The 25,712-nt window shown below is 42.5% G+C and carries 18 protein-coding genes and 1 pseudogene; 7 read left to right on the forward strand and 12 right to left on the reverse strand.

Annotated features, from left to right (window positions below; translation table 11 throughout):
* Positions 1–107 precede the first annotated feature (107 nt).
* Complete coding sequence (locus AACU32_RS09130; RefSeq protein ID WP_339377692.1) at positions 108–476, reverse strand: sulfite exporter TauE/SafE family protein; 369 nt, start codon at positions 474–476, stop codon at positions 108–110.
* A 368-nt stretch (positions 477–844) separates the two neighbouring features.
* Here AACU32_RS09130 and AACU32_RS09135 point away from each other — a divergent pair, with 368 nt between their 5' ends.
* Positions 845–1,000, forward strand: coding sequence for an HAD hydrolase family protein (locus AACU32_RS09135; protein ID WP_096599282.1), 156 nt, complete (start codon positions 845–847; stop codon positions 998–1,000).
* Between the two features lie 12 nt (positions 1,001–1,012).
* A pseudogene (locus AACU32_RS40675) lies at positions 1,013–1,087 on the forward strand (DUF4351 domain-containing protein); the annotation flags it as partial.
* A gap of 153 nt (positions 1,088–1,240) precedes the next feature.
* On the opposite strand, the gene AACU32_RS09140 reads toward AACU32_RS40675, so the two are convergent.
* The 6 genes from AACU32_RS09140 to AACU32_RS09165 all read right to left on the reverse strand — a co-directional run bounded on the left by AACU32_RS09140 (position 1,241) and on the right by AACU32_RS09165 (position 7,695).
* The gene (locus tag AACU32_RS09140; protein ID WP_096599283.1) at positions 1,241–2,344 is read right to left on the reverse strand and encodes a hypothetical protein; all 1,104 of its coding nucleotides are present in this window, start codon (positions 2,342–2,344) and stop codon (positions 1,241–1,243) included.
* 421 nt (positions 2,345–2,765) lie between these two features.
* Entirely contained in the window at positions 2,766–4,541 is a 1,776-nt protein-coding gene (locus AACU32_RS09145) for an ABC transporter ATP-binding protein (protein WP_096599284.1), read from the reverse strand.
* Entirely contained in the window at positions 4,538–6,280 is a 1,743-nt protein-coding gene (locus tag AACU32_RS09150; protein ID WP_339378675.1) for an ABC transporter ATP-binding protein, read from the reverse strand. The genes AACU32_RS09145 and AACU32_RS09150 overlap by 4 nt, the downstream gene beginning before the upstream one ends.
* Positions 6,281–6,748: 468 nt before the next feature.
* Positions 6,749–7,027 (reverse strand): type II toxin-antitoxin system VapC family toxin, encoded by a 279-nt coding sequence (locus tag AACU32_RS09155; protein ID WP_339377693.1) that lies wholly within the window; start codon positions 7,025–7,027, stop codon positions 6,749–6,751.
* Between the two features lie 123 nt (positions 7,028–7,150).
* Entirely contained in the window at positions 7,151–7,414 is a 264-nt protein-coding gene (locus tag AACU32_RS09160) for a hypothetical protein (protein WP_096599286.1), read from the reverse strand.
* Between the two features lie 32 nt (positions 7,415–7,446).
* The gene (locus AACU32_RS09165; protein WP_339377695.1) at positions 7,447–7,695 is read right to left on the reverse strand and encodes a hypothetical protein; all 249 of its coding nucleotides are present in this window, start codon (positions 7,693–7,695) and stop codon (positions 7,447–7,449) included.
* A gap of 71 nt (positions 7,696–7,766) precedes the next feature.
* Between AACU32_RS09165 and AACU32_RS09170 the strand changes: the two genes are divergently transcribed.
* The gene (locus tag AACU32_RS09170; protein WP_096599287.1) at positions 7,767–8,606 is read left to right on the forward strand and encodes a DUF928 domain-containing protein; all 840 of its coding nucleotides are present in this window, start codon (positions 7,767–7,769) and stop codon (positions 8,604–8,606) included.
* Between the two features lie 669 nt (positions 8,607–9,275).
* On the opposite strand, the gene AACU32_RS09175 is transcribed toward AACU32_RS09170, so the two are convergent.
* Complete coding sequence (locus tag AACU32_RS09175; RefSeq protein ID WP_096599288.1) at positions 9,276–11,921, reverse strand: CHAT domain-containing protein; 2,646 nt, start codon at positions 11,919–11,921, stop codon at positions 9,276–9,278.
* Positions 11,903–12,283: a two-partner secretion domain-containing protein gene (locus tag AACU32_RS09180; RefSeq protein WP_096599289.1), complete on the reverse strand. Its 381-nt coding sequence runs from the start codon at positions 12,281–12,283 to the stop codon at positions 11,903–11,905. The genes AACU32_RS09175 and AACU32_RS09180 overlap by 19 nt, the downstream gene beginning before the upstream one ends.
* A 297-nt stretch (positions 12,284–12,580) precedes the next feature.
* Between AACU32_RS09180 and AACU32_RS09185 the strand changes: the two genes are divergently transcribed.
* Complete coding sequence (locus tag AACU32_RS09185; RefSeq protein ID WP_096599290.1) at positions 12,581–13,051, forward strand: SH3 domain-containing protein; 471 nt, start codon at positions 12,581–12,583, stop codon at positions 13,049–13,051.
* 287 nt (positions 13,052–13,338) lie between these two features.
* On the opposite strand, the gene AACU32_RS09190 is transcribed toward AACU32_RS09185, so the two are convergent.
* Positions 13,339–18,876, reverse strand: a complete 5,538-nt coding sequence (locus AACU32_RS09190) for a two-partner secretion domain-containing protein (protein ID WP_096599291.1) — start codon at positions 18,874–18,876, stop codon at positions 13,339–13,341.
* A 743-nt stretch (positions 18,877–19,619) separates the two neighbouring features.
* On the opposite strand from AACU32_RS09190, the gene AACU32_RS09195 reads away from it, so the two are divergent.
* From AACU32_RS09195 to AACU32_RS09205, 3 genes are all read left to right on the forward strand, one after another.
* Complete coding sequence (locus AACU32_RS09195) at positions 19,620–20,165, forward strand: hypothetical protein (RefSeq protein ID WP_096599292.1); 546 nt, start codon at positions 19,620–19,622, stop codon at positions 20,163–20,165.
* A 3-nt stretch (positions 20,166–20,168) separates the two neighbouring features.
* Positions 20,169–20,648, forward strand: coding sequence for a hypothetical protein (locus AACU32_RS09200; RefSeq protein WP_096599293.1), 480 nt, complete (start codon positions 20,169–20,171; stop codon positions 20,646–20,648).
* 229 nt (positions 20,649–20,877) lie between these two features.
* Complete coding sequence (locus AACU32_RS09205; protein ID WP_339377696.1) at positions 20,878–21,915, forward strand: ATP-binding protein; 1,038 nt, start codon at positions 20,878–20,880, stop codon at positions 21,913–21,915.
* A 119-nt stretch (positions 21,916–22,034) separates the two neighbouring features.
* Here the strand turns inward: AACU32_RS09205 and AACU32_RS09210 are convergent, their stop codons facing one another.
* Together AACU32_RS09210 and AACU32_RS09215 are read right to left on the reverse strand one after the other, a co-directional pair.
* Complete coding sequence (locus AACU32_RS09210; RefSeq protein WP_096599295.1) at positions 22,035–24,419, reverse strand: CHASE2 domain-containing protein; 2,385 nt, start codon at positions 24,417–24,419, stop codon at positions 22,035–22,037.
* Positions 24,420–24,487: 68 nt separating this feature from the next.
* Positions 24,488–25,687: a DUF1822 family protein gene (locus AACU32_RS09215; protein WP_096607926.1), complete on the reverse strand. Its 1,200-nt coding sequence runs from the start codon at positions 25,685–25,687 to the stop codon at positions 24,488–24,490.
* Between the last annotated feature and the right edge of the window lie 25 nt (positions 25,688–25,712).

Here is a 25,712-nt window from a genome sequence, read left to right on the forward strand (position 1 = left end):
ACTCCGAATTATTTTGTCACAAAATGACCTATGTATAACAGGCAAAAATTTATAGCATGAAAAACACGAGGCATAGATTGTTTGCTGTCTGTCGCCATACATCACCCCTAGCCATGAACAAAAAAGTAGATAGTCATACTGAAGGCAACAAATATAACAAATTTCTGAATTAATTGGGGTTTAAGTCTACGTGCATAATGGGCGCTTAAATATCCACCCAAAGAACCAGCCACAGCCATTAAAATCGCCTGCTGCCAAACAATTACGCCTGCAAAAATAAACGGGATAATTGCAATTCCATTAATACAACTTCCTAAAAATGCTTTAAAGGCATTGATTGTATGAATATTTTTGATACCTAAAAATGATAGGGTTGCTAACATTAAAATTCCTAAACCTGCGCCGAAGAAACCGCCGTAGATGGCGTAGACGCGTTCGCGTAGCGTCTCGTAGAGAAGCGGCTTGTCGTCAGACATCGCTAATTGTGCCAAGGCTAGGTTAAATATCGGTATAGACTCTGGCGTTGATTTCTCACTTTGAAGCTGTAACCATCCTCTGAGAGCGTCGCCAAAGGTAAATACTAAGTAAGTCGGTGGAAAAAAAACAAACTATGTTACGAAACGTAAATTGGCTTGAAACCCTTACCAATGACAAATGACAAAGCGCAAAGTCTGAGCGGAGGTTTCCTCCGATCAGAACTTTGTAAGAATGACAAATGACAGTCCTCGCCAGTTATGTTTAATTGCACCGCCCTACTTATAACCTTATGACATTTAATCTGTTAACAATGACATTAATCTGTTAACAGTGACAAATAATTAGTTAATGTACAAATGATATTGAAATGTTTCAAATTGCCGATAGTGCGTTCGCAGTTGCTAACGCCACCGCCGAGTTAAAGCGCCACGCCACCCATGTGATTGATTCCAATCAAACCGATAGTGTGGTGCGATATATCCACCAAGATTGGACTCAACAGAGCCTGCTCAAATTAGTGTAGCTCGTCTGGCGATCGCTCATTCTTCGTCAACTAACTCGACGGGTGGGTGAATTACCCCAAGAACTACGCCTAGACGCATTCGCATAGCGTCTACGAAATGAATTCCCAAATTTTTACCGAAAAACTGGGTTTCCTCTACTCATGCTGGAGAAATCTTGTATGAGCAAGTTGGGTCTATGAATGAAGAATCTTCGCCCTTATAGGGCGGAGAGTGTCAAAACTATCTGGCTTAACCCGCCCCTACTTCTTCCGGCGGACATAGCTAACCCCATCAAGCCAGATGGTACTGGGATCTGTGGGATCGGTGATCAGGATGCGATGCTCGCTTGAGCCATCATCATAAGTGATATACAGCGTCAGCCCTTCAACGCGATAAGTACCGCGCTGATTTGGTGCTACATTGCTGGTAGCGATCGCTTCGTTACTTGCACCTGCACCGTTACCACGCACAACTCGGCCATCTGACGAAAAGCGATAGTCCTGCCAAGCTGCAACCGATTGGCTACCGCCAATCGCCACGTTACCCGTACCTGAGAGTGAGCGAAATAACCCGTTAAGCTTGAAGTTATTCGGTAATTTCGGATATGTCTTGGAGAAAGGTAACGCCTCCCAAGCGTCCTTGTTTGCCAGTTCTATTTTGCCACCCTGCTTACGCCAACGTGTCCATTCATCGGGGTTAGCCCGTTTGTGAGCTGCAATACCGCCGCTGAAGGAAAGCCCTTCAACGTTAGTCAAGGCTTCACCGTTGCGAAACAGCACCACAGGATAGATATCGAGGACGATAAAGCCACCGATGCCCATTTTCGGGCGAGAATTAAAACCAAAGCTATCAATTTGCTTGACAATTTCGCTGTCCGATGCGGAGGTAACATTCTCAGGAGTTTTGGCTGGCGGCTGTGCAGCTTTTTTGGGTGTTTTGGGCGGTTTACTCACCAAAGAGAGAATTTGCGGTGATACCTTGGCAAATTGGGCATCGGGTATCTGGGACAAAGACACCGCCGCAGTGCAAGGATTAATATTGGCGTGTTGACGGGCGATTTGTTTGGTGATCGTAGACAAAGCTAGTTCGAGTTGCTGCTTTTGCGTGGGGTGCTGATCGAATTCAGGTAACCGTGCGCGGATTTGGGCGACACCGTTGGTAGTTTCCCACGCCTCAACCTTAGCAGCATCGCTAGCAGCGAAGCCGCTACCTTGGTTGCATTGCTCGGCGAAGTAATCGAATGTCATCACAGTCAGCGCCGCCTTCATGAATGGCTCGCTTGTGACATCAGGGTTTTGCGCATATGCACCCCGCGCCGCAGCCAGTGACAGCACCAGAGTCATGGCAATAGCATTTACTCGCATACAAACTCCCATATCGTGACGTTAATGGTTGAATTAAACGACAGTAGATATGTGTATCACCCACTAATGCAAATTATCTCTGTTTTGTCGGTTGCAATGAAGCGTTATGTCGCGATCGCTTCACAATTATTTATTGAAAAAGTGAAGGCTACACAAACAAAGCCTGCCTACGCAGACTAATTATATGCATCTCCATAGAGAATTGGTATTACAGCTTACAGCAGTTTCGGTGGTAATTGAACTACAGATCCTTTCGTAGGGGCACGGCATCATTAAGATTATTATATATACCAGAAGATTGTCGGTGCCGTGCCCCTACCGCGTGGTCTATCTAATTGAAAACTGCTGTAAGTTGACACCTATGGACTCAAAGCTTACCGGCTCAACATACAAATTATGTGTTAATATGCGGCGACAAAAATTACCCAGCACCCAACTGGAGAGCATAAAGGTTGGCGTAGACACCTTGTTGGGCAATCAGTTCTGTATGAGTCCCCTGTTCGATAATTTGTCCTTGCTGAATCACTAACACCTGATCAGCCTGAGTAACAGTACTGAGGCGGTGGGCAATTACGAAACTAGTACGACCTTGCAGCAAGCGAGCGATCGCAATTTGTACTAGGGCTTCGGTGCGGGTATCTATACTGCTGGTAGCTTCATCGAGAATCAAAATGCGGGGGTTAATCAACACCGCACGGGCAATACTAATCAGTTGGCGCTGTCCTTGGCTCAGAGGCGCACCGCGTTCACCTAATTGAGTGCTGTAACCCTCTGGCAATGAGGTGATAAACTCATGTACATTCGCCATTTGTGCAGCGGCTTCGATATCTGCTTGGCTAGCTTCAGGAGCGCCAAAGGCAATATTTTCCGCGACAGTACCACTAAATAAAATATTATCTTGCAGGACGATGCCAATTTGACGGCGCAAACTAGCTTGCGTCACACTACGTACATCAATATCATCAATTTTGACCGCACCATCTGAGACATCATAAAACCGCAAGATTAAGTTAATAATCGTCGTTTTGCCTGAGCCGGTAGCCCCAACTAATGCCACCATCTGTCCCGGTTTAGCGTTTAAATTTACACCTTTGAGTACCAGTTGCCCGGTATTATAGCCAAACTTGACATTCTCAAAGGTTACCTCACCTTGAATTGCTGGCATTTCAGTAGCATCGGCTGCATCGTTGAGTGTTGATGGTTCATCTAACAGCAGGAAAATTCGCTCTAATCCAGCGAAGGCGGACTGAGCTTGGGTGTAAAATTGACTGAGGATTTGGATGGGGCGAAAAAACTGCTGGACATAAAGTAAAAAGGATGTGACTACACCCACCGTTGCGCCTCCGGTGACGGCGAGATAGCCACCATAAGCCAAAACACCTGCGGTTGCTAGGGTATTAAGAAAATCAATCGATGGCAAAAATGCCGCAGTAATTGCTACCGCCTCAACATTGGCATCGCGATTTGCCGCGTTGAGAATATCGAATTCTGCTATGTTAGTTTGTACACGATTAAATGCCTGTGCTTCCCGCACACTGCCAATATCTTCTTCTAACTTGGCGGAAAGTTCACCGATTGTTTGTCTGGTAACACGAAATCTGTCTCTTGCCCAACGGGCAAACAAGCTTGTTGTCACAATCATTACAGGCACAACTAAGTTGCTTAACAAACCGAGTTGCAGGTTAATCGAAAGCATGGCAATCACAATGCCCACCAAACTGAAAGTGTTGCCTAGCATTTGGGCGATTGTCTGTCCAAAAGCCTGATTTACCGTGTTGACATCATTCAGCAGACGGCTCATTAAATCGCCTGCTTCGCTGCGATCAAAAAAGCTCAGTGGTAGACTTTGAATTTTAGTGAAAATGTCTTGTCGCAGTTGCGCCAGTAATCGCTGCATAATCCAACCGACGCGCATAATTTGACCGCGAATTGCCCAGACACCAAGTCCATAGATGAGCGCTAGTAAGCCTAATAGCAGCAGCAAACCCTGCAAATTACCTTGTGCAATCAGGTGATCAATTGACCAACCAAGTAATAAGGGACCGATCGCCTGGGTTGATGCACCAATTAAGACTAATGTCAAGGCAATGGGAATTTCTTTGCGGTAGGGTCGCAAGTATTGTAAAAAGCGCCGCAAGGTGGAGAGTTGCTGAGTAGCTTGTTGCTCAGGTGCAACAACTGGGCCGATACCTCTCATTTGTTCTCCTTCTGCTTGACTTGAGATTCCAAAATCGCACCGTAGAGTGGGCTGGTTTGCATCAACTCCTCGTGAGTACCTTGAGCTACCAAGCGTCCTTTGTCGATCAACAAAATCCGATCGGCATTCTTGACTGTAGTAATGCGTTGGGCGACAACAAAAGTTACACAGGCTTTTTGGCGCATGAAGTTATCGAGTTCGGCTTGAATTTGCGCCGCAGTTTTCGCATCTACAGCGGAGGTACTGTCATCCAAAATCAGAATACTGTAATCGGTGAGTAGGGTGCGGGCGATCGCTATCCGTTGTTTTTGTCCCCCAGATAAACCTATACCCCGTTCGCCGACAATCGTTTCGTAGCTATCGGGTAAGCTGGCGATGAAATCATGCATTTGGGCAGTTTTGGCGACTGCAATTACCTCTTCTAAAGTGGCATGGGGTTTTGCATAACTGATATTCTCGCGGATAGTGCCAGAAAATAGGGTGGTTTCCTGGAACACAATGCCGATATGGGATCTCAGGCTTTTCAGTGTAAAATCCCGCACATCCCGACCATCAATGCGAATTGCGCCATTTGTGACATCGTAAAAGCGAGGAATCAAGTTCATGACGGTGCTTTTACCGGAACCTGTCATACCGAGAACGGCGATTAGCTCGTTAGGCTTAGTTTCAAAAGAAACATTCTTCAGAGCTTCGGTGGTGGCTCCCGGATAACGAAATGAGACATTTTCAAAAGTAATTCTACCTGCACAGGAGTTAAACTCGATGGCTTGGGGGCGATCGCGAATTTCCACCTTTGCATCTACCACTTCGTAAACTCGTTGCGCCGAAGCCGCAGCCGATGCGATCGCCGGTGCAGCAAATCCAATCAGTAAAATCGGTTGGAGAATCAACACTAAGTAGGAGTTGAACGCTACTAGTTCCCCAATCGAGAACCTATTATCAATTACCTGTGCCCCGCCATAGGCAAAAACTGCCAAAGTCACCAAATTACTCAACAAAAAGATAAACGGGAAGGTATTATGGATGGCATCAATGGTCTTCATGTTAGCTTTGACCAGGGCATCATTGAGTCTGGTGTAACGTGACCTTTCCGCAGACTCCCGCACAAAAGCTTTGACTACTCTAATCCCCAACAAATTCTCTTGCAAGACAGCATTCAAACCACTCAGCTGTTCTTGTACCTGGCGGAATAATCGCTCATTGCGGGTGATGAATTGTGCCATTAACCATCCAGCCATCGGCACTACTGTTAAGGTAATTAGTGCCAATCTCCAGTTCATCAACAATATAATGACTGCAACACTCACCAATGTCACCACTGCACCGATGACTTGAATTAAGCTAGTGCCAATAAATGTGCGGATTTGCTCAATGTCGCTAGTAACGCGAGTTAGTAATTGGGAAGTTTGGGAGCGATCGTGATAGCTAAAACTGAGATTTTGAATTTTGCTGAAAATCTTGTTGCGTAAATCATAAGCCACACCTTGGGAAGCCGCTTCCGCCCAATAGCTTTGGCCAAAATTAAACAAACCCCGCGCGATCGCCGCGACTACCATCCATGCCCCACTCTCCAGTACAATTTGTAAGTTGTGCGGGGCTATACCTCGATCAATCCCCCAGCGAAATAATTGGGGGGTAACTGCATTCGCAACTGTCAAAAGTAAGAGACTTAAAAAAGCTCCTAAGGAAATCCAGCGATAATTGCTCAAGCTCACCAACACACGCTGGATTGCTTGCATCGATGAATTTTCTTTGAGTTCTGATTCTGGTAGCAATGAGATTCACCCTTGGATCTTTAAAAGATAGAAAAAATCTGCTCAAAACCCCTTGGATTAAGCTAGGGGAGAAAGCTAATTGGAGTATTAATCCTGCCTTAACAAGCTCTTGATGTAATCACGAGTTACTTCAAAAATTGTGTATTTCTTATACTAAGCATATATTTATAGTTTCTCCTATTCTTCTTCAGACAGAAGAACTTTCGTAATCTTTTCTTTAGTTATTGTAGTATTTTTACTAGTAAAATAATTTTCGCAAAAATCTTGATTCCCTCAACTCAAGTTAAGGGCGATGGGTAGAAATTCTGTTTTTTGTCGCCAGACATCGCACTCATAAGCTTAGGGATAGAATGGGCATACTGTTTCAGTGAGGAGATCGATACCATGCCTAAATAAAGTTCGTCGAGAGAATTTTAGCATCAGGCGATCGCGCTACGGAGTTGTAGTGGTAATCAACCTTACATGAGGATAAGCAAGAATATTGCCATCATTAGTCATTAAAGGACAGTCATAAGTCCTTGCAGTAGCAACGATAATCCTATCTGCGGGATCTTTATGAAATTCCCCTGGTAAGGAGTAAAATTCAATAGCGATCGCCGGGGTAATAGAAATTAAAAGGATTCCTTCTTCAGCCAAGGCTATAGAAAACCACTCGTTCAATGGCTTAGGAAGAACTAAACGACCTTGATTGACTAATCTGGCAATTTCCATTCATACTAATACTTGATATTCCTATCCCATAAGGACGAGAGTTTTCAATAATTTCTTTTTGCAAATTCGTAATTTGGGGGGAATCTTGGTTCCACCAAACCCAGATATGGGTATCAAGAATAATCATTCCTTTTCCATATCCCATTCATCAGCCGGGAGTCCTGACTCTTCCGGAGTTCCATAGAAGACAAAAGGTTCTGTACCTGCCAAAGCAGGTTGACGTTTTGGCTTAGTTTCTGTATCTGTAATCATACAACTCAGCTTTTCTGTGATCACTTCATTGAGAATTTCTGAAACCAGATCTTCTACAGATATCTGTTTAAAAGCCGCAGCCTGAATCAAAATTTTTTGAGCTTCCTGGCTAAGATGAATATTTGTAGTGAGCATGGAGAGTACCTCTTAATTGGATGATTATTACTCTATCCCCTACATTCATAATTGTAGGTTGGGTTAACGTTGTGAAACCCAACAAATGGGTGAGAAACAGGAGATGGTGTTAGGTTTGGCACTTCCCTCGAATCCATAATTTTCTCACAAATATCGATGGAATTTGGATAAATAACAGTCGAGATAATTTTAGCATCAGGCGATCGCCCCGGAATCTTTGCATCTGCGATCGCTTCCTCTATCCATAAAGTCCTGACTACAAACTTAAAATCAGGAAACACCAAAAAATAAATGTGTAACGAAATGCTACACTCACAATAGCTACAAGCAGAAATCGTACCTTTTTAAGTACATGAAATGGCTATTAACAATTGCTCTGATTTTGAGCAGCACCACCCAATATCCAGCAAAAGTTACAGCCCAAACACCACAACCAGCAACTCCTAAGCAGCCTGTGCAACCAGTTCCGACACCGGCTACATCTCAAAAACCAACCTCTCGACCAGTTTTTGTGTTGCCAAAAATACCTCCTCGATTAGGTACTGTATCTGGGCGGAGAGCCGGAATGGGTAGTCGGGATAATTGTCCGGTGGTGACAACTGCACTCACCGCCTTAGTACCTTTGCAAGCAGAACAAAAGCAGCGTAACCAAACAGACAAATCAGATATCGGGATTGTCGAGGGACTAACCACCGCCCAAAGACCGACATTTTGGTTTTACGTTCCCTACACTCAGGATTTGCCTAACGCCAGCGCTGAATTTATCTTACAGGATAGTGCAGGAGAGGATATTTATAAACATGCGATCGCTCTTCCTCCAAAGCCTAGTGTCGTTGGTGTTTCTCTCCCGGAAACTGTGACAGCTTTAGAAGTCGGTAAAACATATCATTGGTATTTCAAAGTCCGCTGTCAGCAGCAGACAGCAAGCGTTCCTGTGTATGTAGAAGGAGACATCAAACGCATCAATTTAGATTCTCGTGTCATGCAGCAATTAGAATCAACAACAGATCCCCAAAGCAAGATAGTAATTTATGCCAAAGAAGGGATTTGGTTCGATGCTGTAACCCTGCTGGCACAATTACGCCTAGCTAATGATAATGATGCATCTATTAAAGAAGATTGGCAAAGTTTATTGCAATCGGTCAACTTAAATAATATTGCTACGGCTCCTATATTAAAAACTGAAAAGTGAAAAGATCATCCCCATAAATGGCGTGGCGATTTGGGATTTGAACGGGACGTATTGTAAAAATTCGCCCTGTCCAATAGAGGGCGGGGAAACCCATTGGTGTCAACTTAACGCGAAACCCCCTTTGTAGCAAGGTTTTTGCCCTCACCCCCAGCCCCTCTCCCTGAGGGAGAGGGGAGCCAGAAATTAAATTCCCCTTCTCCCAAGGGAGAAGGGGTTAGGGGATGAGGGCGAGAGGGTTTTTGCACAATGCTTGTCCTATATAGCTTTTAGCTTAAGTTGACACCAATGGGGGAAACCCCGCCCCTACAGGCTTTGCAATTTAAAACTGTACTTCAGCGCTCCCAAAACCGCTATATTTTAGGATTTACGCAACTAGTACATAATGGCAATTCCTGAATAAACCCTACCGTAAATCAAGGCTTTTACATCATTTTTGCGTAAGTCCTGTATTTTATGAAAATTCGCCCTGTTCAGATCCCCGACTTCTTCAAGAAGTCGGGGATCTAATTTTGCTAAATAACAGCAACTAATTACGAATTAAGTAGGGCGGTGCAATTAAACATAACTGGCGAGGACTGTCATTTGTCATTTGTCATTTGTCATTGGTAAGGGTTTCAAGCCAATTTACGTTTCTTAACATAGTTTGGTTTTTTTCCACCGACTTACTTACTACAACCAATTACCAACTAAAACATAAGGTGCCCAATACATTGGACGCTGATATTCAGGAGATTCAAGTAGCTTTAATTGAGCAACACGTAAAGCTTCAGCCGTAGTTTTACCTGTTAATAACTGATGATAAAATTCATCAATAAAAACAGCTGTAGAATTATCGCCAATTTGCCACAGAGATGCTAAAGTACTCCGCGCACCAGCACGCAGAGCAACTCCTGCTAATCCTAATGCAGCGCGGTTATCTCCGGCTGCTGTTTCACAAGCACTCAAAACCAGTAACTCAACAGGCTCCGTGCGTTTTTGCTCTCTACTTTTAAGTAAGCTATCTAATTCACTAACATTGATACGTTTATCAGCTGCTAGGATAAAAGTATCTTTTGCTTTAGAACTAAATTGCCCATGAGTTGCTAAATGAACAACTCTAAAAGGTTGAGCGTTAATGGTTTTTCCTAAAGTCGTACTTCTAAAATTGTCATCTAATAATGTGGTTGTTGATAAGCCCGATTCTTGAATTAATTTCAGTTCAACTTTCACGTTAGGAAGTGGGGCAAAGTTTTCGTTTTTGGGTGGTTGCGATAGTCCTCCAGCCAGAGCATTTAATTTGTGCTGTCCTAGCGGTTTAGGCGTAAATAGTTGCAGTCCGGGGCTAACAGCGACAGAGTATTTTTGCACTAAATACTCTTTGCCATCATACAATGCAGACATCGGGATATTTCGCAATAACCCATCGGGAATAAATACTAGAGTCTTGACTGGACGATTTTTGAGGTCTGTTTCCACTGGTTTAATTAACCAGTTATAAAGCTGTTGCGAAAGTGCTTGAAATTGCCGATTAGCATCGGGTTCGACTATTGTCTCGCGGATTTTGGTAATGACTTCTTCTACTTGTTGACGATTGACTTGGGAAGTTTTATGTATCAACTCTTGTTTGGGAAGTTTGACGATAATTTCTAAATTATTATCGAGAATAATCGGGTAGAAAATAGCAGTATCTGGGTTGTCACGGTCTACTACATTATCCAATACCACAAATTGGTTACTTAAGCAAGCTTCGCGGAAAAAATTATCAAGTTCGGCTAATTGCAAAGCTTCAATTCGCTGACGAGCTTTATCTAAATTGGGCTTTCCTTGTCCTTTTTCTTGTAAAAGCAACTCTACAGACTGGCGATAAATTGGTTCGATGCGATCGCGAAAATTAAATTGGATCTCTCTGTTAACTGCAACTAAATCAGTGCGTAGAGACTGAAGCGTGGAGACAGCTGCATCATAAGCAGATATGGCTTTTGGGATATTTCCCTGTGCTTTATGCAAGCGTCCTAACTGCCACTGCCAGCGATAAGCTATATCTGAAGCATCAATTTTTTGCGCCAAAAACAACGCTTGCTCGGTCAAATCCTGGGCTTGTGTCCATTGATTATTTTGTTCGTAAACTTCTCCTAAGCTACCCAAAGCATAAGATTGGGCCCGTTGATCGCCGATGATTTGAGCTTGTTGAACGCTGCTGGCGAGAATCTCTGCAATGTCTCTTTTGTTAAACCCCGTCCTTAAGGACGGGGTCTTTGTGGTCAAAGTCTGCGCAAAATTGATTCTGGCATAAATCCCCGCTTGAGTTGTCGGTAAACTAGCGAGTTGCGATTGGATGATCGGTATTAATGTTTGCGCTGCTGCTATTTGTTCATGCTCAAGAAGCAAATTGAGTTGATTGATTTGGGCTTGAACTTTGGTAAGTGGGTTAGGCGCAATTTTGGCAGCATTTTCATAATGAGCGATCGCATCTTTAATTTTACCCAACGACCTAGCAGTATTACCGAGACTAAATTCCGTCAAACTAACTTCTAGAGGCAGTTGCAGACGTTGAGCAATTTCTAAGCTTTGTTGTAAAGTTTCCTGGGATTTTTCTACTTCGCCTAATTGTTGTTGGACATTACCAAGCGATCGCAAAGCTGTTACCTTAACAAGCGAATCAGGCTGAGCTTTTAACTGACTCGATACTTCCTCCAATATATCCAAGCTACGACGGTAAAACCCAGCCACTCGTAAAGCTTGTGCAAGGTTTATCCGGCTGCGCATGACTCCCCCATTGTCACCTAATTTCCGCCAGATTTGCTCTGCTTGCTGTGATGTTTTCACAGATGCATCAGTTTGTCCCCGTACTAGTTGCAATTCGCCCTGAATATTGAGAGTTTGTGCCAGAATTTCCCACAAATCAGACTTGGGATTGTTGACATTTAACCTTTGATTTGTTTCATCCCAGCCCAGTAACTTTAAGCTATCGTCAATACTTGCATAAGCTTCTTTCCAAGAGCCGAGTTGCTGGTAGACAAGGGAAAGATTAGTCAACGCTGCGGCTTGTGCGAGGCTATTGCGTTGTTGTTGATAAATACGCACAGCTTGTTGTAAAACAGTTACCGCTTCCGTTAACCGTCCAGCCTGATAAAGCGCTTCTCCTTGCTCCAGAAGTTGTGGTGGTGTCGTAGCTGGGGGTTTATTAGTTTGGATATGAAACCCGTCTGGTGAATTTATCTGAATTTGTTTAGCAAATGTGCTGGGGATAATAGTCAGGAAAACAGTAAGAGTAAATAATACTACAGGAATTACCGCAAATCTAACTACTCGCTTAGTCAGCCAAAATAAATGCATATTTCACACCTTACTGAGATACAGGACAAGAAGCAGATGATTTTGATTAACCCATCAATATTAGAAATCGAGCCACCTGTAACTCGGCTAATAATGTTTTGAATGTTTGCGCTATTATTCAAAAATGCCTCAAAGCCAGTAGGAACCGAAAAATCTTTGAAGCTGTGGAAGAGATTAGTTCCGGCTTGACTTCCGCCTGAGATGTTAAAAGTTTTGCCTTCTAATGTGACATTGGAATTATTTGGCACAGTCCCATCTGGGGTAATTTGGGCAACTGAGCTATTGGCTGACAAGGCTATAACACTGACAAAGGCAATTCCTAGACCTTGCAAGCATTGCAAACGCATAGCTCTTTTAGACATTGCACTCTCCTAATAAACAGGAAATATAGCTCTTGATGCTGAATTAACAATATAGATATCAACAAATTTTACTTATGCACAACACAGGATATTAGCAAATTGGCAATGCCGAATCAAGTGCATAAAATTCAACTACTTACTCCTAATTAAAAATTAGTCAGGTAAGCCAAGCTGAAAACGCCTGATTTTTCACAGTGAATAAAATCTACTCACTGCTACCAATTAAAAATTAGTCAGGTGAGCAAATAGGAGATTACCTGCTATTCAAACCCTAATCTGAAATTTAGGAGCAACACAATGACCATTATCAACAATCACGGTGTAGATATGAAGCGCAAAATCTCTGTAATTATTGCCGGAACAATGCTGGCTGTCACTGGTTTTACTTTGCCTGCATCAGCGAATGAATCTAATACAATCGCTCAACAAAAAATCGGTGAACAGCCAAAAACATTGACAATAAATGTACAACCAGGAAAAAGTCAAAACTCACCAACGGGTTCTCAAAATAGTTTGCAGTTCCGATTGGCTCAAACTCGTGTTGGCGGTTGTGTAGTATCGGTGCAATCTGGTTCACTGAATGTTCAACAAGACCCTAGTACTAATAGTAGAACTATTGGTTCATTGAAAAATGGCACTTGCGTTGGTTTAGAAGTGACTGATGGTAGTGAAGGAAATAGTTGGACAAAAATGGTTTCCCCGATTGAAGGTTATGTTGCCAGACCTTACCTCAAAAATTCCCGCATAAACCAGCGATTTGAGCGCTAGACTGACGATGATAAGCAATTAAAAATTAGCTTCGTTAACGCAGCTACAAAACTTCTGATTCTTCACAGTTAATCCAAAAAATCTCCTGACAATTAAGAATTAGAGTTCACATACAGGCTCAAACTAATGCCTGATATATTCACGCTTCAAGCACAAAGCGATCGCACTCATCACATTCATCGTACTATCATCTGTGCAAAGCAATACTGAACCTATTGCTCAAGAACTCTAATACGCTGTAAGTTTGAGTCTGTTTACCACTTTTACACCATCGCATATTTCACACCTTACTGAGATACAGTACAAGAAGCGGATGCTTGCCAAGAACTGTGGGGGTTGATTTGCGGAGCTTGCGCCACTAATTCTATATTTCCATTGCGATCGACTACCCAACCCGAAGCTTCCATAATTCTCGTTGCATGAGAATTAGTTGAAACTGTTGTTGCTTGTGGCTGACTCGTCGTGTTGACTGAATTTTCTGGTTGTGTTTTTAATCTCACCCAAGCTGATATAGTCCCTAAATCTTGTAAAGGTTCAGTGGGATCGATCGGTAAACCACCGCGTCCTGTAGCCACAAACTTATTTTGGAATTGCCGACTTCCAGGTGTGCAAGCATTGGAAATTTGGCTAGAAGCATCAACTAAATCAATCGGGAGTTCGGTTAAACCGCGACTGATATCTACTTGCGGTGTAATGTCTATAGTGCCGCTTAAATCAGCAGTTGCGCCTTTAACAGTAATGTCGCTAGTGTTTGGTGAAGGTTCATTGCGGGGCTGTATGCCAAATATCCCCGCAGCATTAGAGATCCTCACTACCCCGCCCCGGAAATTAGCGGAATCTGCTCTAATATCGCTATCTTCTGATGGAACAGCAATAATAAAGCCATTTTTGGCATCAATGGTGATATTACCGCCAGCGACCTTATCACCACTGGCATTAGTAGTGATGCTGCTACCTCGACGTAACATCAAAAATGGTGAGTTGAGAAAAATGTTTCCCCCACCTCCAGTAGTGTCAGCGCGAATTTTTCCTTGGTTGTCTAAAAAGATAGAGTTAGCGTCAACTGTTAATGCGCCTGCTTCTCCTGAATCTACACTGCTGACTGTGACTTGTGCCTGATCTTGCACGATTAAACTTCCTGTATCCAGAGTCAAGTCACCGCCTCTACCTTTACCTGTAGTTTCCGCCGAGACAATCGAGCCATTACCACGGATAGTAATAGATTCAGGCGCTGTTACCGTGAGCGTCCCACCTTTACCGCTATTGAACGTCGCTGCTGATATTTGCGCACCATCTTCTAAATTAACCAGCAAATTCTGCCCGTCATTCAGGGGTTGAATAGTCAAGTTACCAGCGTTTGCTGTACTGCGGGTTTCTGCAAATAGTCCGCTATTAGCACCGAGTTGCAATTCTTCGACATTGACTACGATGTCACCAGCATTACCACCTCCTGATGTAGAAGTCAGTAATTTTCCGCCTGTCGTTGTGGTAAAAACATTGGAATTGAGTGTAATATTCCCACCTGGAGCATTAGTTACAGTTGTAGCATCAAATACAGCATTATCAACTACGCTCAGATTGGTGGTTGTCAGGTTGATGTCACCACCTGCACCAATTTCAGCAGAGTTTATATTACCCAATAAACTATTGTCGCCACCACTACTTGAGCGTAAAGCGCTACCAGCACCAGAGATATTAACTTGCTCAGTTGCATTGACGGTAATTTCTCCCGCCGTTCCCCGTCCTAGTGTCTGAGTTTGTACGATTCCCCCTTTTTTTATCTCCAGTAAACGTGTTTGCAAGTCGATTGTGCCACTATTTCCCCTTGCGCCTCCGGCTACCCCGCTTAAGATTGAGCCATTGTCAATAATCATGGAATCTGCATTGATGGAGATGTTGCCTGCATTGCTATTTTGCCCAAATGTTGTGGTGGCGATCGCTCCTCCATTATTAATGATGAGTCTTCCGGTTTCTATTTTCAAGTTACCTGCACTGCCAGTGGAACCAACGGTTGTTTGAGAAAATACACCGCTGGGAAATACAGTTCCTTCGGGAGGTTGACTAGTAGTTCCATTTGGAATGTAACCACCAAGGAATGTACCAGGTGGAATTTCAACACTGTTAAAGGAATCATTTTGTAAAAAAATACCTCTAGGTATTTTGGTTGTTTCGCCCGTTAGTTCTACTTGATCGGAAGCAACTAATGTGATGTCGCCACCAGAGCCGGTGCTGTGGGTGGAAGCAGATATTTGTGCGCCTGAAGTTAAGGAAATTGAAGGAGCGCTAATTTGAATAGATCCCGCTTTGCCTGAACCAAATGTATCGCTAGAGATTGTACCATTATCAAAAACAAAAGGAGCATTGCTGTTAATAGCAATGTTTCCTGAACCAGTTGCTCCTGAGGAGTTAATTGAACCTCTGGAATTCAGTATGTATGTTTCAGCAGAAATGTCATCTTCTTGAAATTTGATGCTATCACCAGCGCTGATTGTTATCGCTCCCCCCGCATCTGCGGTTCCTGAGGAGGAGAAGGACGAAGAGTCTAGTGTTTCTATATTAATATTAGCATTAGCATTTAGTGTTATCGTTCCCCCTGTGCCTGCGGTTCCGAAGAGAGATGAGGAGGAGGAAGACACTGTGCTGGTAACAATATTTGCACCAGCGTTAAGTATTATTGCTCCTCCTTGATTTGCAGTTCCGAAGAGAGAAGAAGAAGAAGAAGACATTCTTTCTGTATCAATATTAGCATTAGCCTTGAGTGTTATCGTTCCTCCTGTGCCTGTGGCTCCCAAGAGAGAGGTATAAGAGGACAGATTTTGTGTATTAATATTGCCACCAGCACTGAGTGTTATCGCTCCCCCTCCACCTGCGGTTACCGAGAGAGAGGAGGACAAATTTTGTGTATTAATAATGGCACCATTGCTGTATATTATCACTTTCTTTATAGCTAGGGAACTCCCTATAGCTGATAAATAGGGAGATATGGACGAGGAGTTTAGGGAATGTGTACGAATATCGACACCAGCGCTGAGTGTTATCGCTCCCCCTTCACCTGGGTTGGAGAAGGAGAGCGACTGAGAGAAGGAGTCTAGAGAATGTGTATTAATATTTGCACCAGCAGTAAGTTTTATCGCTCCTCCTAGACCTGGGGTTCCTGAAAAATAGGAGCCGATATTCAGGTATAATGTATCACGGTCTATTGAGCTACCTATACTTCCCGCTGTCATTGAGGAGGAGTTTAGAGAATGTGTATTAATATTTGCACCAGCAATAAGTGTTATCGCTCCTGCTGCACCTGAGTCAGAGTCGGCAAAGGAGGAAGATTGTATATCTTGCGTATTAATATTTGCACCAGCACTGAGTGTTATAGCTCCCCCTGTACCTGAGTCAGAGGAGGAGATGGAGGAAGAGTCAACTTGACCATTAATGATAATGTCTTGGGCTGCGTCTAGGGTAATAGTACCCCCATTCCCAGCACTGCCACTATCGGATCTTGTTCCGGAGTCTAAATTGCCAGTGATTTTGATGGTGTTGGCAGCTTTAAGGCTAATTTCCCCTCCCTGAGCCGTACTGCCTAATTTAGAGTAGGAGAAAGATAACAAATCGCCAGTAGTAATACTGCCATTGGCTGCTTCCAGGCTAATCGAACCCCCGTTGGTGGTATTAGAGTTCTGATAGTTAGGAATTTGTTGTCCATTAGTGCTAATGAGTTGGGTATTCACATCCCCTGATGCTGCCAAAAGACTAACTATCCCCCCAATGCCATTAAACGGTTGTAAGACAATATCTCCACCTATCGTAATTCCCGAAGGTACAGTGCCAGTACCGTAAGTAGGTATTAAGCCAGAATTCACTCCCCCGTAAGTTAGATTCGACTGTCCTGAACGTAGAATTAATGCTGAGTGAGTACTAAGGGTTTCTGTATCTGCTCGTATAGGAAAAGAAGTGATATCATCTGGGCGAGTAATATAGATGTCACCTTGGAAACGAATATCACCTGTAGCTTCAACTAATAGCGAGGCTCCTACATAATTGGCTGCAACATCAACATTGCTGTTAGCACTTATAATTGCGCCATATTTACTAACAAAAGTTGCTAATCCTCCAGAGCTACTACGAATCAAAAGACTGTCATCACTCTTAAAATTGCCACTTTCAGAACTTATTGTATCAGCAAAAAAAGTTAGCTTACCTCCAGTTACAGAACTAGTTGTGATGTTGCCATTGCCTGATATGAGGTTAATAGCGCCTCCATTTCCTCCTGCGCTATCAGTAGGAAGAGAGTTAGAGTTTAAATTCTTGGTAATAATATTACCGTTAAAAGCAATAATATCAATTGCTCCCCCTTGAGATGCATTGCCAGATCCAGAGTCTGAGGAAGAGTCCAAATCGCCAGTGGTAATGTCAAAAGCAGATTCAAGGCTGATGTTACCCCCCTGAGCCGTACTGCCAGATTCAGAGTATGAGTAAGAGTCCAAATTGCCAGTATCAATAATGCCCTTGGCAGTTAAAGCGATCGCACCACCCTGACCTGCACTACCAGAATTACTCTCAGAGTAAGAGTCCAAACTACTAGTTTTAATACTGCCGTTGGCAGTCAAAGCGATCGCACCTCCCTGACCTGCACTACTAGATCCAGAGTCTGAGGACGAGTCCAAATCACTAGTAGTAATGTCTTTAGCAGATTCCAGGCTGATGTTGCCTCCATTTGCCGTACTGCCAGATTCAGAGTATGAGTAAGATAATAAATTACCAGTTTTAATACTGCCGTTGGTTGCTTTAAGTGTAATATTGCCACCCTGACCTGCATTGCCAGAACCAGACTCAGAGGAAGAGTCCAAATCACCTGTGTCAATACTGTCTTTGGCAGTTAAAGCGATCGCACCTCCATCACCTGCATTGCCAGATTCAGAGTATGAATAAGATAACAAATCACCTGTGTCAATACTACCGTTGGCAGTTAAAGCGATCGCGCCTCCATTTTTAGCCCCATTTCTAGTATCTAGGGTTTGAGTATCAATTGATCCCCCACTTTTTATTTCAATTGCGCCACCATTTGTAGTAATTGCTTGGGTAGTGACATCCCCTGATGTTGTCGTTAAGCTAACTTTTCTAATTAACTCATCATTAATTGGGTTTAAGGTCAGGTCTTGTGTTAAGTTTATTCCTCGATTGCCAATCAGTGTGATATTTCTACCTGCTGTTAACTGTCCCTGTAAATCAAGTTTGTCAGCTACTAGGGTTAGGTCTTGTCGGGATGCTAAATTTGCGGTACTTTTAATAGTCGCTCCTGGCTGACTTCCTTCATATTGCAAACCAGGTGTAATATTTACTCTCAGTAATGGCGGTGCTTGGGGATTTTTAGCACTAAATTCACTTCCATCAGGAAATTTAAAACTGTTGGCGGTGGTTGCAGAAAATGAGCCGCCAATATTTAACCGAGCATTTTGCCCAAATACAATCCCATTGGGATTAAGTAAAAATAAGTTGGCTGTACCGTTAGCGCGAATTAAGCCATCAATATTAGAAATTGAATTACCTGTGACTCGTGTGAGAATGTTTTGAATATCCAGTCCATTATTGAAAAAAGCTGTACCGCCATTGGGAACAGAGAATTTATCAAAACTGTGGAACAGATTAGCGCCTGTTGTGGTTCCACCCTCAATCTTGATGGTATTCCCCTCTAATGTGACGTTGGAATTATTTGGTAGAGTCCCATCTGGGGTGATTTGGGCAACTGAGCTATTGGTATACAAAGCTATGACACTGACAATGGTAATTCCTAAACCTTGCAACCAGTCTAAACGCGCAGTTCTCAAAGACATTGCACTCTCCTATAAACAGGAATTTTAGCTCTTAATGCTCAATAGACTTCTTGCATAAATCACAAAATACCAAGCCACCCAGACTTTGACACAAGTCAAATTCTCCCCAAGAGAGTATCCGGGGGAAAGGCTGGGAATGGGTTGTTAGAGAAGTGTTGCAAGATGTGTAATCAAGAGTATGTGTATCGACAAGCTCAACTGATGCACAAGAGAGCATATTAGCAAATTGGCACTGCCGAATCAAGTGAATAAAATTCAACTACTGCTACCAATTAAGAATCAGTCAGGTTAGCCAAGCTCAAAACCTCTGATTTCCAACAGTGAATAAAATCTACTCACTGCTACCAATTCAAAATCAGTCAGGTTAACTAAGCTCAAAACCTCTAATTTCCAACAGTGAATAAAATCTACTCACTGCTATCAATTAAAAATCAGTCAGGTTAGCCAAGCTCAAAACCTCTGATTTTCAACAGTGAATAAAATCTACTCACTGCTACCAATTAAGAATCAGTCAGGTTAACCAAGCTCAAAACCTCTGATTTCCAACAGTGAATAAAATCTACTCACTGCTACCAATTCAAAATTAGAGGAAAAGCAAACGCTCTGACCTTTAGTTCAAAATTCCATCGGAAACTTCCGAAAAAACAAGGAGAAAAATTTGATTTAGTGATTACTTGAGGTGTATTTGATTATTTTTTGCCTCTTTTCGATGATCTAACAACCAAAATTGCGAGGAAAAACACATGAAAAATCAAATAGAGAATCATCTCGACAGCCGTCTATTAAAACAGACTTGGCAATTTATGCGGGCTACATTTTCACAAGCACCTGAAAAATTCAAGCAGTTAGCAGAAAGTTTGCCCGAATTGTTTACAGACAGCGAAACGGACATCAATTTGCGAGAAAAGCGAAAAGTCTATCTTGTTATTGCTAAGTTTCTCCGGAAAAACTTTCAAAAACCACTTCCTGTTTGTTTGGGAGCCGCACACATCCTTTGCGATGAAGATGACCCCCGGTTACTGCTAGACGGCGTGCTTGATAACGAGACTGAAAAGTTAGCGACATCTGCAAAAGAAGTGATCCTGAGCATTAAGGTGCTGTATGAGCCTCTACCAAATCGCTCTTACAATCGCCGGATTGAAATCTTATGGCTCAAGAATGACAAACCAACGGTGGTCAAAGTAGAAGAAGAAGTTTCTTGGGATTATCTTCCTGGGGATATACGCGAAGAACGTCTTCATTCTGGTGCAGATCCCCTTACCTACAAACTCTATCAACAGGAGGCTTAATTCATGGACCCAATTACAATTGTACTCATGGGTATACTGACATTAGGTGCTACAGCTACTGTAGTGTTCTGGCACCAAATTCTTGAATGGGGTGAGAAAAACGTATTTCCCTGGTTTGAGCGCCACCTTCCGACTATTGCTCCTTATGTACGTAAGGCTTTCTCTCGTGTTGATAACGTTGTCACCAGTGTCCGAATTGCTATTAAAGAGGCTTGGAACAGGGTGAGCCAGTACTTGCTCAAGCAGGTTGTAGAACTGAACCGCCAGACATCGAATACTTGGGTTCAACAAGTCACTTCTTGGGTAATAGATGTCTCTGGTTATAACAACAAGCCTGTAGTTAAACAAATTACCACAGAAACGGAAGTTTCTTGGGATAATTTACCTGAAGATGTACGCAAGAATTTGCTGCGCCAAAAGCAGACATCTTTTTCACAAGATGTTACCGAGATTCGCAAACAGGAAATGGCTTTGGTTAATTAACTCAACTCTCGCTTCTTGATAATGTCCGAGTGGACATTATCAGGAATAAGTCAATGAGTTATCGCGATGATTTGGGAGTCGGTCTTTCCCGATTTAAATGTGAGATAGACCGACTCTATATCTGAAAATTATCAGTTTGAGTAAATTCAATATCCAAATTTATGCGACGAACTGAATGCATAAATTATGCCCCAATAAATATCATTAATCAAATTCAATGAGGTGGTATATGCCTACAGGATGGAAGATAGAATCGGCCAAATCAGAATCAACAATATCAAAAGATAATCAACCTGAGAATAATTCTACTGTCAACGGTTCCAAGCCAGAAATGCCGGAGATGGAACGACTAGAAATATTCATTCCTGAAGCTCCGAAGCGCAAGATTGACGATCTGATTGTGCCAACCATTGTCCGTGAACGAATTGAGACTGCACTAAATCGCATTCTGTATCATGACGTGCTGTATCACGAATGGAATCTGAAAAAGATTGACCCTCAAGGTCGTCGGGTAGCAATTAATATGTATGGTCTTCCTGGAACAGGAAAAACGTTTTGTGCAGAAGCGATCGCACATTACCTCGATAAAAAAATCATCAAAGTGAACTATGCTGAGATTGAATCTAAATATGTCGGCGAAACACCAAAAAATATTACCGCCGCCTTTAGAAAGGCTAGCGAAACCAATGCTGTGCTGTTCTTTGATGAGGCAGATTCTATTCTGGGAAAACGCTTGACAAACGTCACTCAAAGTGCAGACCACGGAGTTAATGTTAGCCGCTCGGTGATGCTGCTAGAGTTAGATAAGTTTGATGGTGTAGTAATTTTCGCTACTAACCTTGCAAGCAACTATGACGGAGCTTTTGTACGGCGAATTCTAGCTCACATTGAATTTGAACTCCCAGATGAAGCTTGTTTGGTAAAGTTATGGCAATATTTATTACCAGAAGAAGTGCCCTGTGCTGATGGTATGACATCAGAATGGCTAGCGCAAGAGTCTGTTGGACTAGCGGGGGGAGATATTTTGAATGTAGTGAAGTTAGCTGCTTCCAGTGCAGTTACCAGGAAAGGGAATGAGCGCTTAGTAATGCAGTCTGACATTAAAAATGCGATCGCACAAATTAAGAACGCTAAAGAAAAAATTGGCTCAACAGTCGCCGAACGACAAACGAGCGCTATCACAGCTGTTACTGAAAGGGTGTTGACTCCTGACGAACTCCCCCCTGATATTCGAGAGCCTTTTCAACAAGCTGTCTCCAATGCGTAAGCAAGATTTTATCCTAAATTAAAGCGGTTAAAACTCCTACATCTATATATTGGTATTAAGAACTGTCATATTATTAAATTAAATGACAGTTATTTTTCAGTTGTAAAGGAAAGTATTATTTAACTCAAAGATTGTGGAGTACTGGAAAATTTCTGACTATTTTGGATAAGTAGCACAACAACACCACTTGCAACCACACCAACAACAGAGGGAATAAATGGTAACCATAGCCCTTGTTGAAAAAGCGCGATCGCACAAACTCCATATAAGGCGAAAACCATTGCAACTATGACCCATCCCCGATCGGGGCGCGATCGCACACTCCAAACAATCAAACTCCCACCTACAGACCATGCACATATCCAAATCATATCGCCCCAGAAAGGCAACACCCAAAGAATTGGACGGTCATCTAAAACTGCACTTAAAACTTGGCTGACCATTTGCGCTTGGATCAATACCCCTGGTGTTTCCAGGTAAGGTTGCTGCGCAGCAGAGTAGGGAGTAGACCAAGTATCGCTGATGGTGTTAGCTGTCACTCCCACGATCGCTATTTTATCTTTGAGTAATTCTGGGTTCAATTTATTGCTCAACACCTCTTCTAGAGAAACTCTTTGATAATCAGTATTGCGGTAGTTGACAAGTAATTGCATTCCGCCTAAATCAACTCCTTGTTGATAACCACCACTGCGCCCAGGTTTTAAGCGGTTCCAGACTTTAGAGCCAAATTTTACATAATCTTCCTGAAAATCTAGTTGAATTTTTTCCCTCATTAAGTAACGCGCAGCTAATTGTAACGAGAGCGAATAAGGCGTTTTACAAGTTGAAGAAGGCTCTTGATTCATCATCAAAATTTGGCGACGGACGATCCCATCTGGATCTTGAACTCCATCGGTAAAACCTTGACGTTCTATAGGTACGTCTTTTGGAGCCTTCACACCTTGGGGGTCATACTTGCGATCCAGGCTTTTGCAGACAACAACAACATTCTCTTGAGCCAATTCAGTAGGAAGTTTGATCGGATTTGATTTATTTGGCGGATCGGCAAAGTCTCTGTAAATATCTAATCCAATAACTCGCGGTTGATACTTTTGTAATTTATTCAGCAATGTTGCTAAAGTACTATCGGAAACTGATTTCCAACCTAGGGTTTTTTCTGAGCGAGATTGTATATCTTTTTCTGTGATTTCTACAACTATCAATCTTGGCTCTTGCTCTTCCTTTGGTCGCAGTCTTAGCATTTGGTCAAAAGTTTGTAATTCGATTTTCTCAAACACTCCCAAGTATCTTAAACCCACTGTGGAAGCTGCTATAATCAAACTACTAATTATTACAGTCCAAACTTGAGATTTTCGGTAAGAAATTGTACCTTGGTTCGCTACTTTACCCACAAATTTAGTATCGCCCAAATTGCCCCGCAATTCTTGCCAAGTAGTCGGCACAGTTGTCGGATTTTGATAAATGACCGGTAACCAACTAGCACAAGGAAATTCATTTTCCCATCCCTGAAGTCTTTCTCTGGCTTCTCGCACAGCCAAGTAAAATGGTTTGCTAAGAGCAAAAGCCAGCAGAAAGTTTTTTAAGAATTCTTGGGCGATTAAATCTGGCACTGCTTCCCGCATGACAATCATTTGAGGAATGTTTAAATCAGCTAAATTTCGTGCTAAGCCAATTCCGTTACAAGAATTGAAAATTGCCAGTTTTAAACCGCGTCTGATTGCTGTTTTTAATGCATGTTTTAACTGCGAAATAGTTAAATTTTCTGTTTGATTGAGGCAAATTTCTCCTATTTCTCCGTCAGCCAGACTAGCGCTATGTCCAGCAAAAAATAGAATATCCCAATTCTGATTCCAGAGATGCTCGTCCAGTTGTTGCCTGGTTGGTTCGACAATAAACGTGGTTTGGGCATCTGTTAAACTTTTTAATAAAGAGCTATCTTTATCAATATCAATACCATCTCTGTTACCGAGAATTGCCAAAATTTTGACTTTACCTGTGGCAGATTTTTCTAATACCTGAGGAGATGCATATTCATGATTAGTCAAACCTAATTCTGCTTTTGGGTAATCTTCAAAAAAATGCCACAGATGCCAAGGTAATTGATGTAGTAGAACAATATTAGTTTCAATAATAATTCTAATTTCATCATCCCGACTGAGTAGAGTCCGCAGCTGTCGCTCAATCTTCTGAAATGATTCAAATTGCAACCAAGCATTGATATTTAGTTGTAGCTGTTGACACAATTGCTCGAAGTCATTCACAGAAATATTGGTTACGTCTTGCGAATGCACTTTGATCCGTTGATTGCTACCCAGACGTTGATGGACAGCTTCGTAGAGTAACTGCCATCTGTGGTAGAGTTCACTTAGTTCTGGTGCTGCTGGCAGACTTCCTGTTAATTTTACGGGTACAAATTGGTTGTGATGCCAAAGTTGCGCCGTAACTACAGGAAATCCATAATTTAAATCTCCTCCTAACAAGCTGATGACGACTAGTTTACTCATAACTTAAGTGGACTTTGCCATTAGTAATTAACTAGAAGACTGTTACCCTTTTGACAAATGACAAATGACTAAATCAAAAAATTTTCTGTAATCTGGTAACTATCAAGCGCTACTTGGATGGTAAAACATTCTCCCACTTCCCCATCAAAGAGTTTCAATTGGACGTAGATATCTTGATTTCTGGCTTGTACTTGTTGAATTATCTCTGCTTGATCTGAAAGTAAAACTAGCTTGATATTAGCGGGTAGATAGGGTTGATTACCAGCTGGATGTAGCTGCACGCGAATACTAACTTGTTGGTTAGCATCTGGGATGAGGGCGACTAGTAAGATTACTTTTTGTGTATCTATTTCCATTCCCAAGTCAATCAACTTGGCGCGTTTGATACTGGCCCCACCTAACCCAGAGGAACTGCGAAAATTGAAAGCTAAACTGCTGGAGTTTGGCGCAAAAAAAGTCTCTATAGCTTGCCAAGAAGCATCGTAAATTTCTTCTAGCCAACGACTGAGATTAACTTGCACATTTAAAAATTGCGATGGCTGTTGCTGTTGATATAAATAGTGTTGATATAAATCTTGCCGCCACTGTTCACTCTCTAGTAGGCTTCCCCAAGTACTAAAGGGTACAGCTAATCTAGTAAATGTTACTTCAGTACTGCTTAAGCGTTGTAGCAGATTTTTTACTTGAGCAGGCGCTAATTCTGGTAGTGGAGCGATCGCAGTTTTCATTTCTTCTCCTCTACAAAATTGATAGCTTAAAAAGAACGCATTTAGGTCTTTTGTTAAATGCTGTACATCTAAACAATAAGTTCTATCCACTGGATCGTAGTCAGCTAAAGATTTCAGATCTTTATGGGTAGTGTAACCCCAAATTCTTACCCACTCCCCATCCGGTTTAACTTGTACAGCTAAATAATAGTCCGCTGTCCAACTGGGAATATCTACCCATTCTTGAGGAACTTCTAACTCGCGATCGTCAATTGCTTCACTGGGAATTAAAACCACTCGCCTTTCCCCTAACAAGATTGCTGTACCATTGACAAATTCCCAAAACGCAGGAATACCGGGGGAACTGTACCAAACACTCACATGGGAAACATATTCAGTTTTTACCCAATTCAAAAACCCATCAAGGGAAATTTGATTGATGTAAGCACGCCAACGACTGCTAGGTGTGGCGTAAACTTGGCTTTCTTGCCAAGAACTTTCCTGTAGTGACGGTGATATTTCTAACAATAGTTCTTGCGGTTCGATAAAAGCGGAAGTCATTTTTACTACCTCATTCAGGATAACG

The sequence above is a fragment of the Calothrix sp. NIES-2100 genome, from assembly GCF_963875285.1.
Taxonomy (GTDB): Bacteria; Cyanobacteriota; Cyanobacteriia; order Cyanobacteriales; family Nostocaceae; genus Aulosira.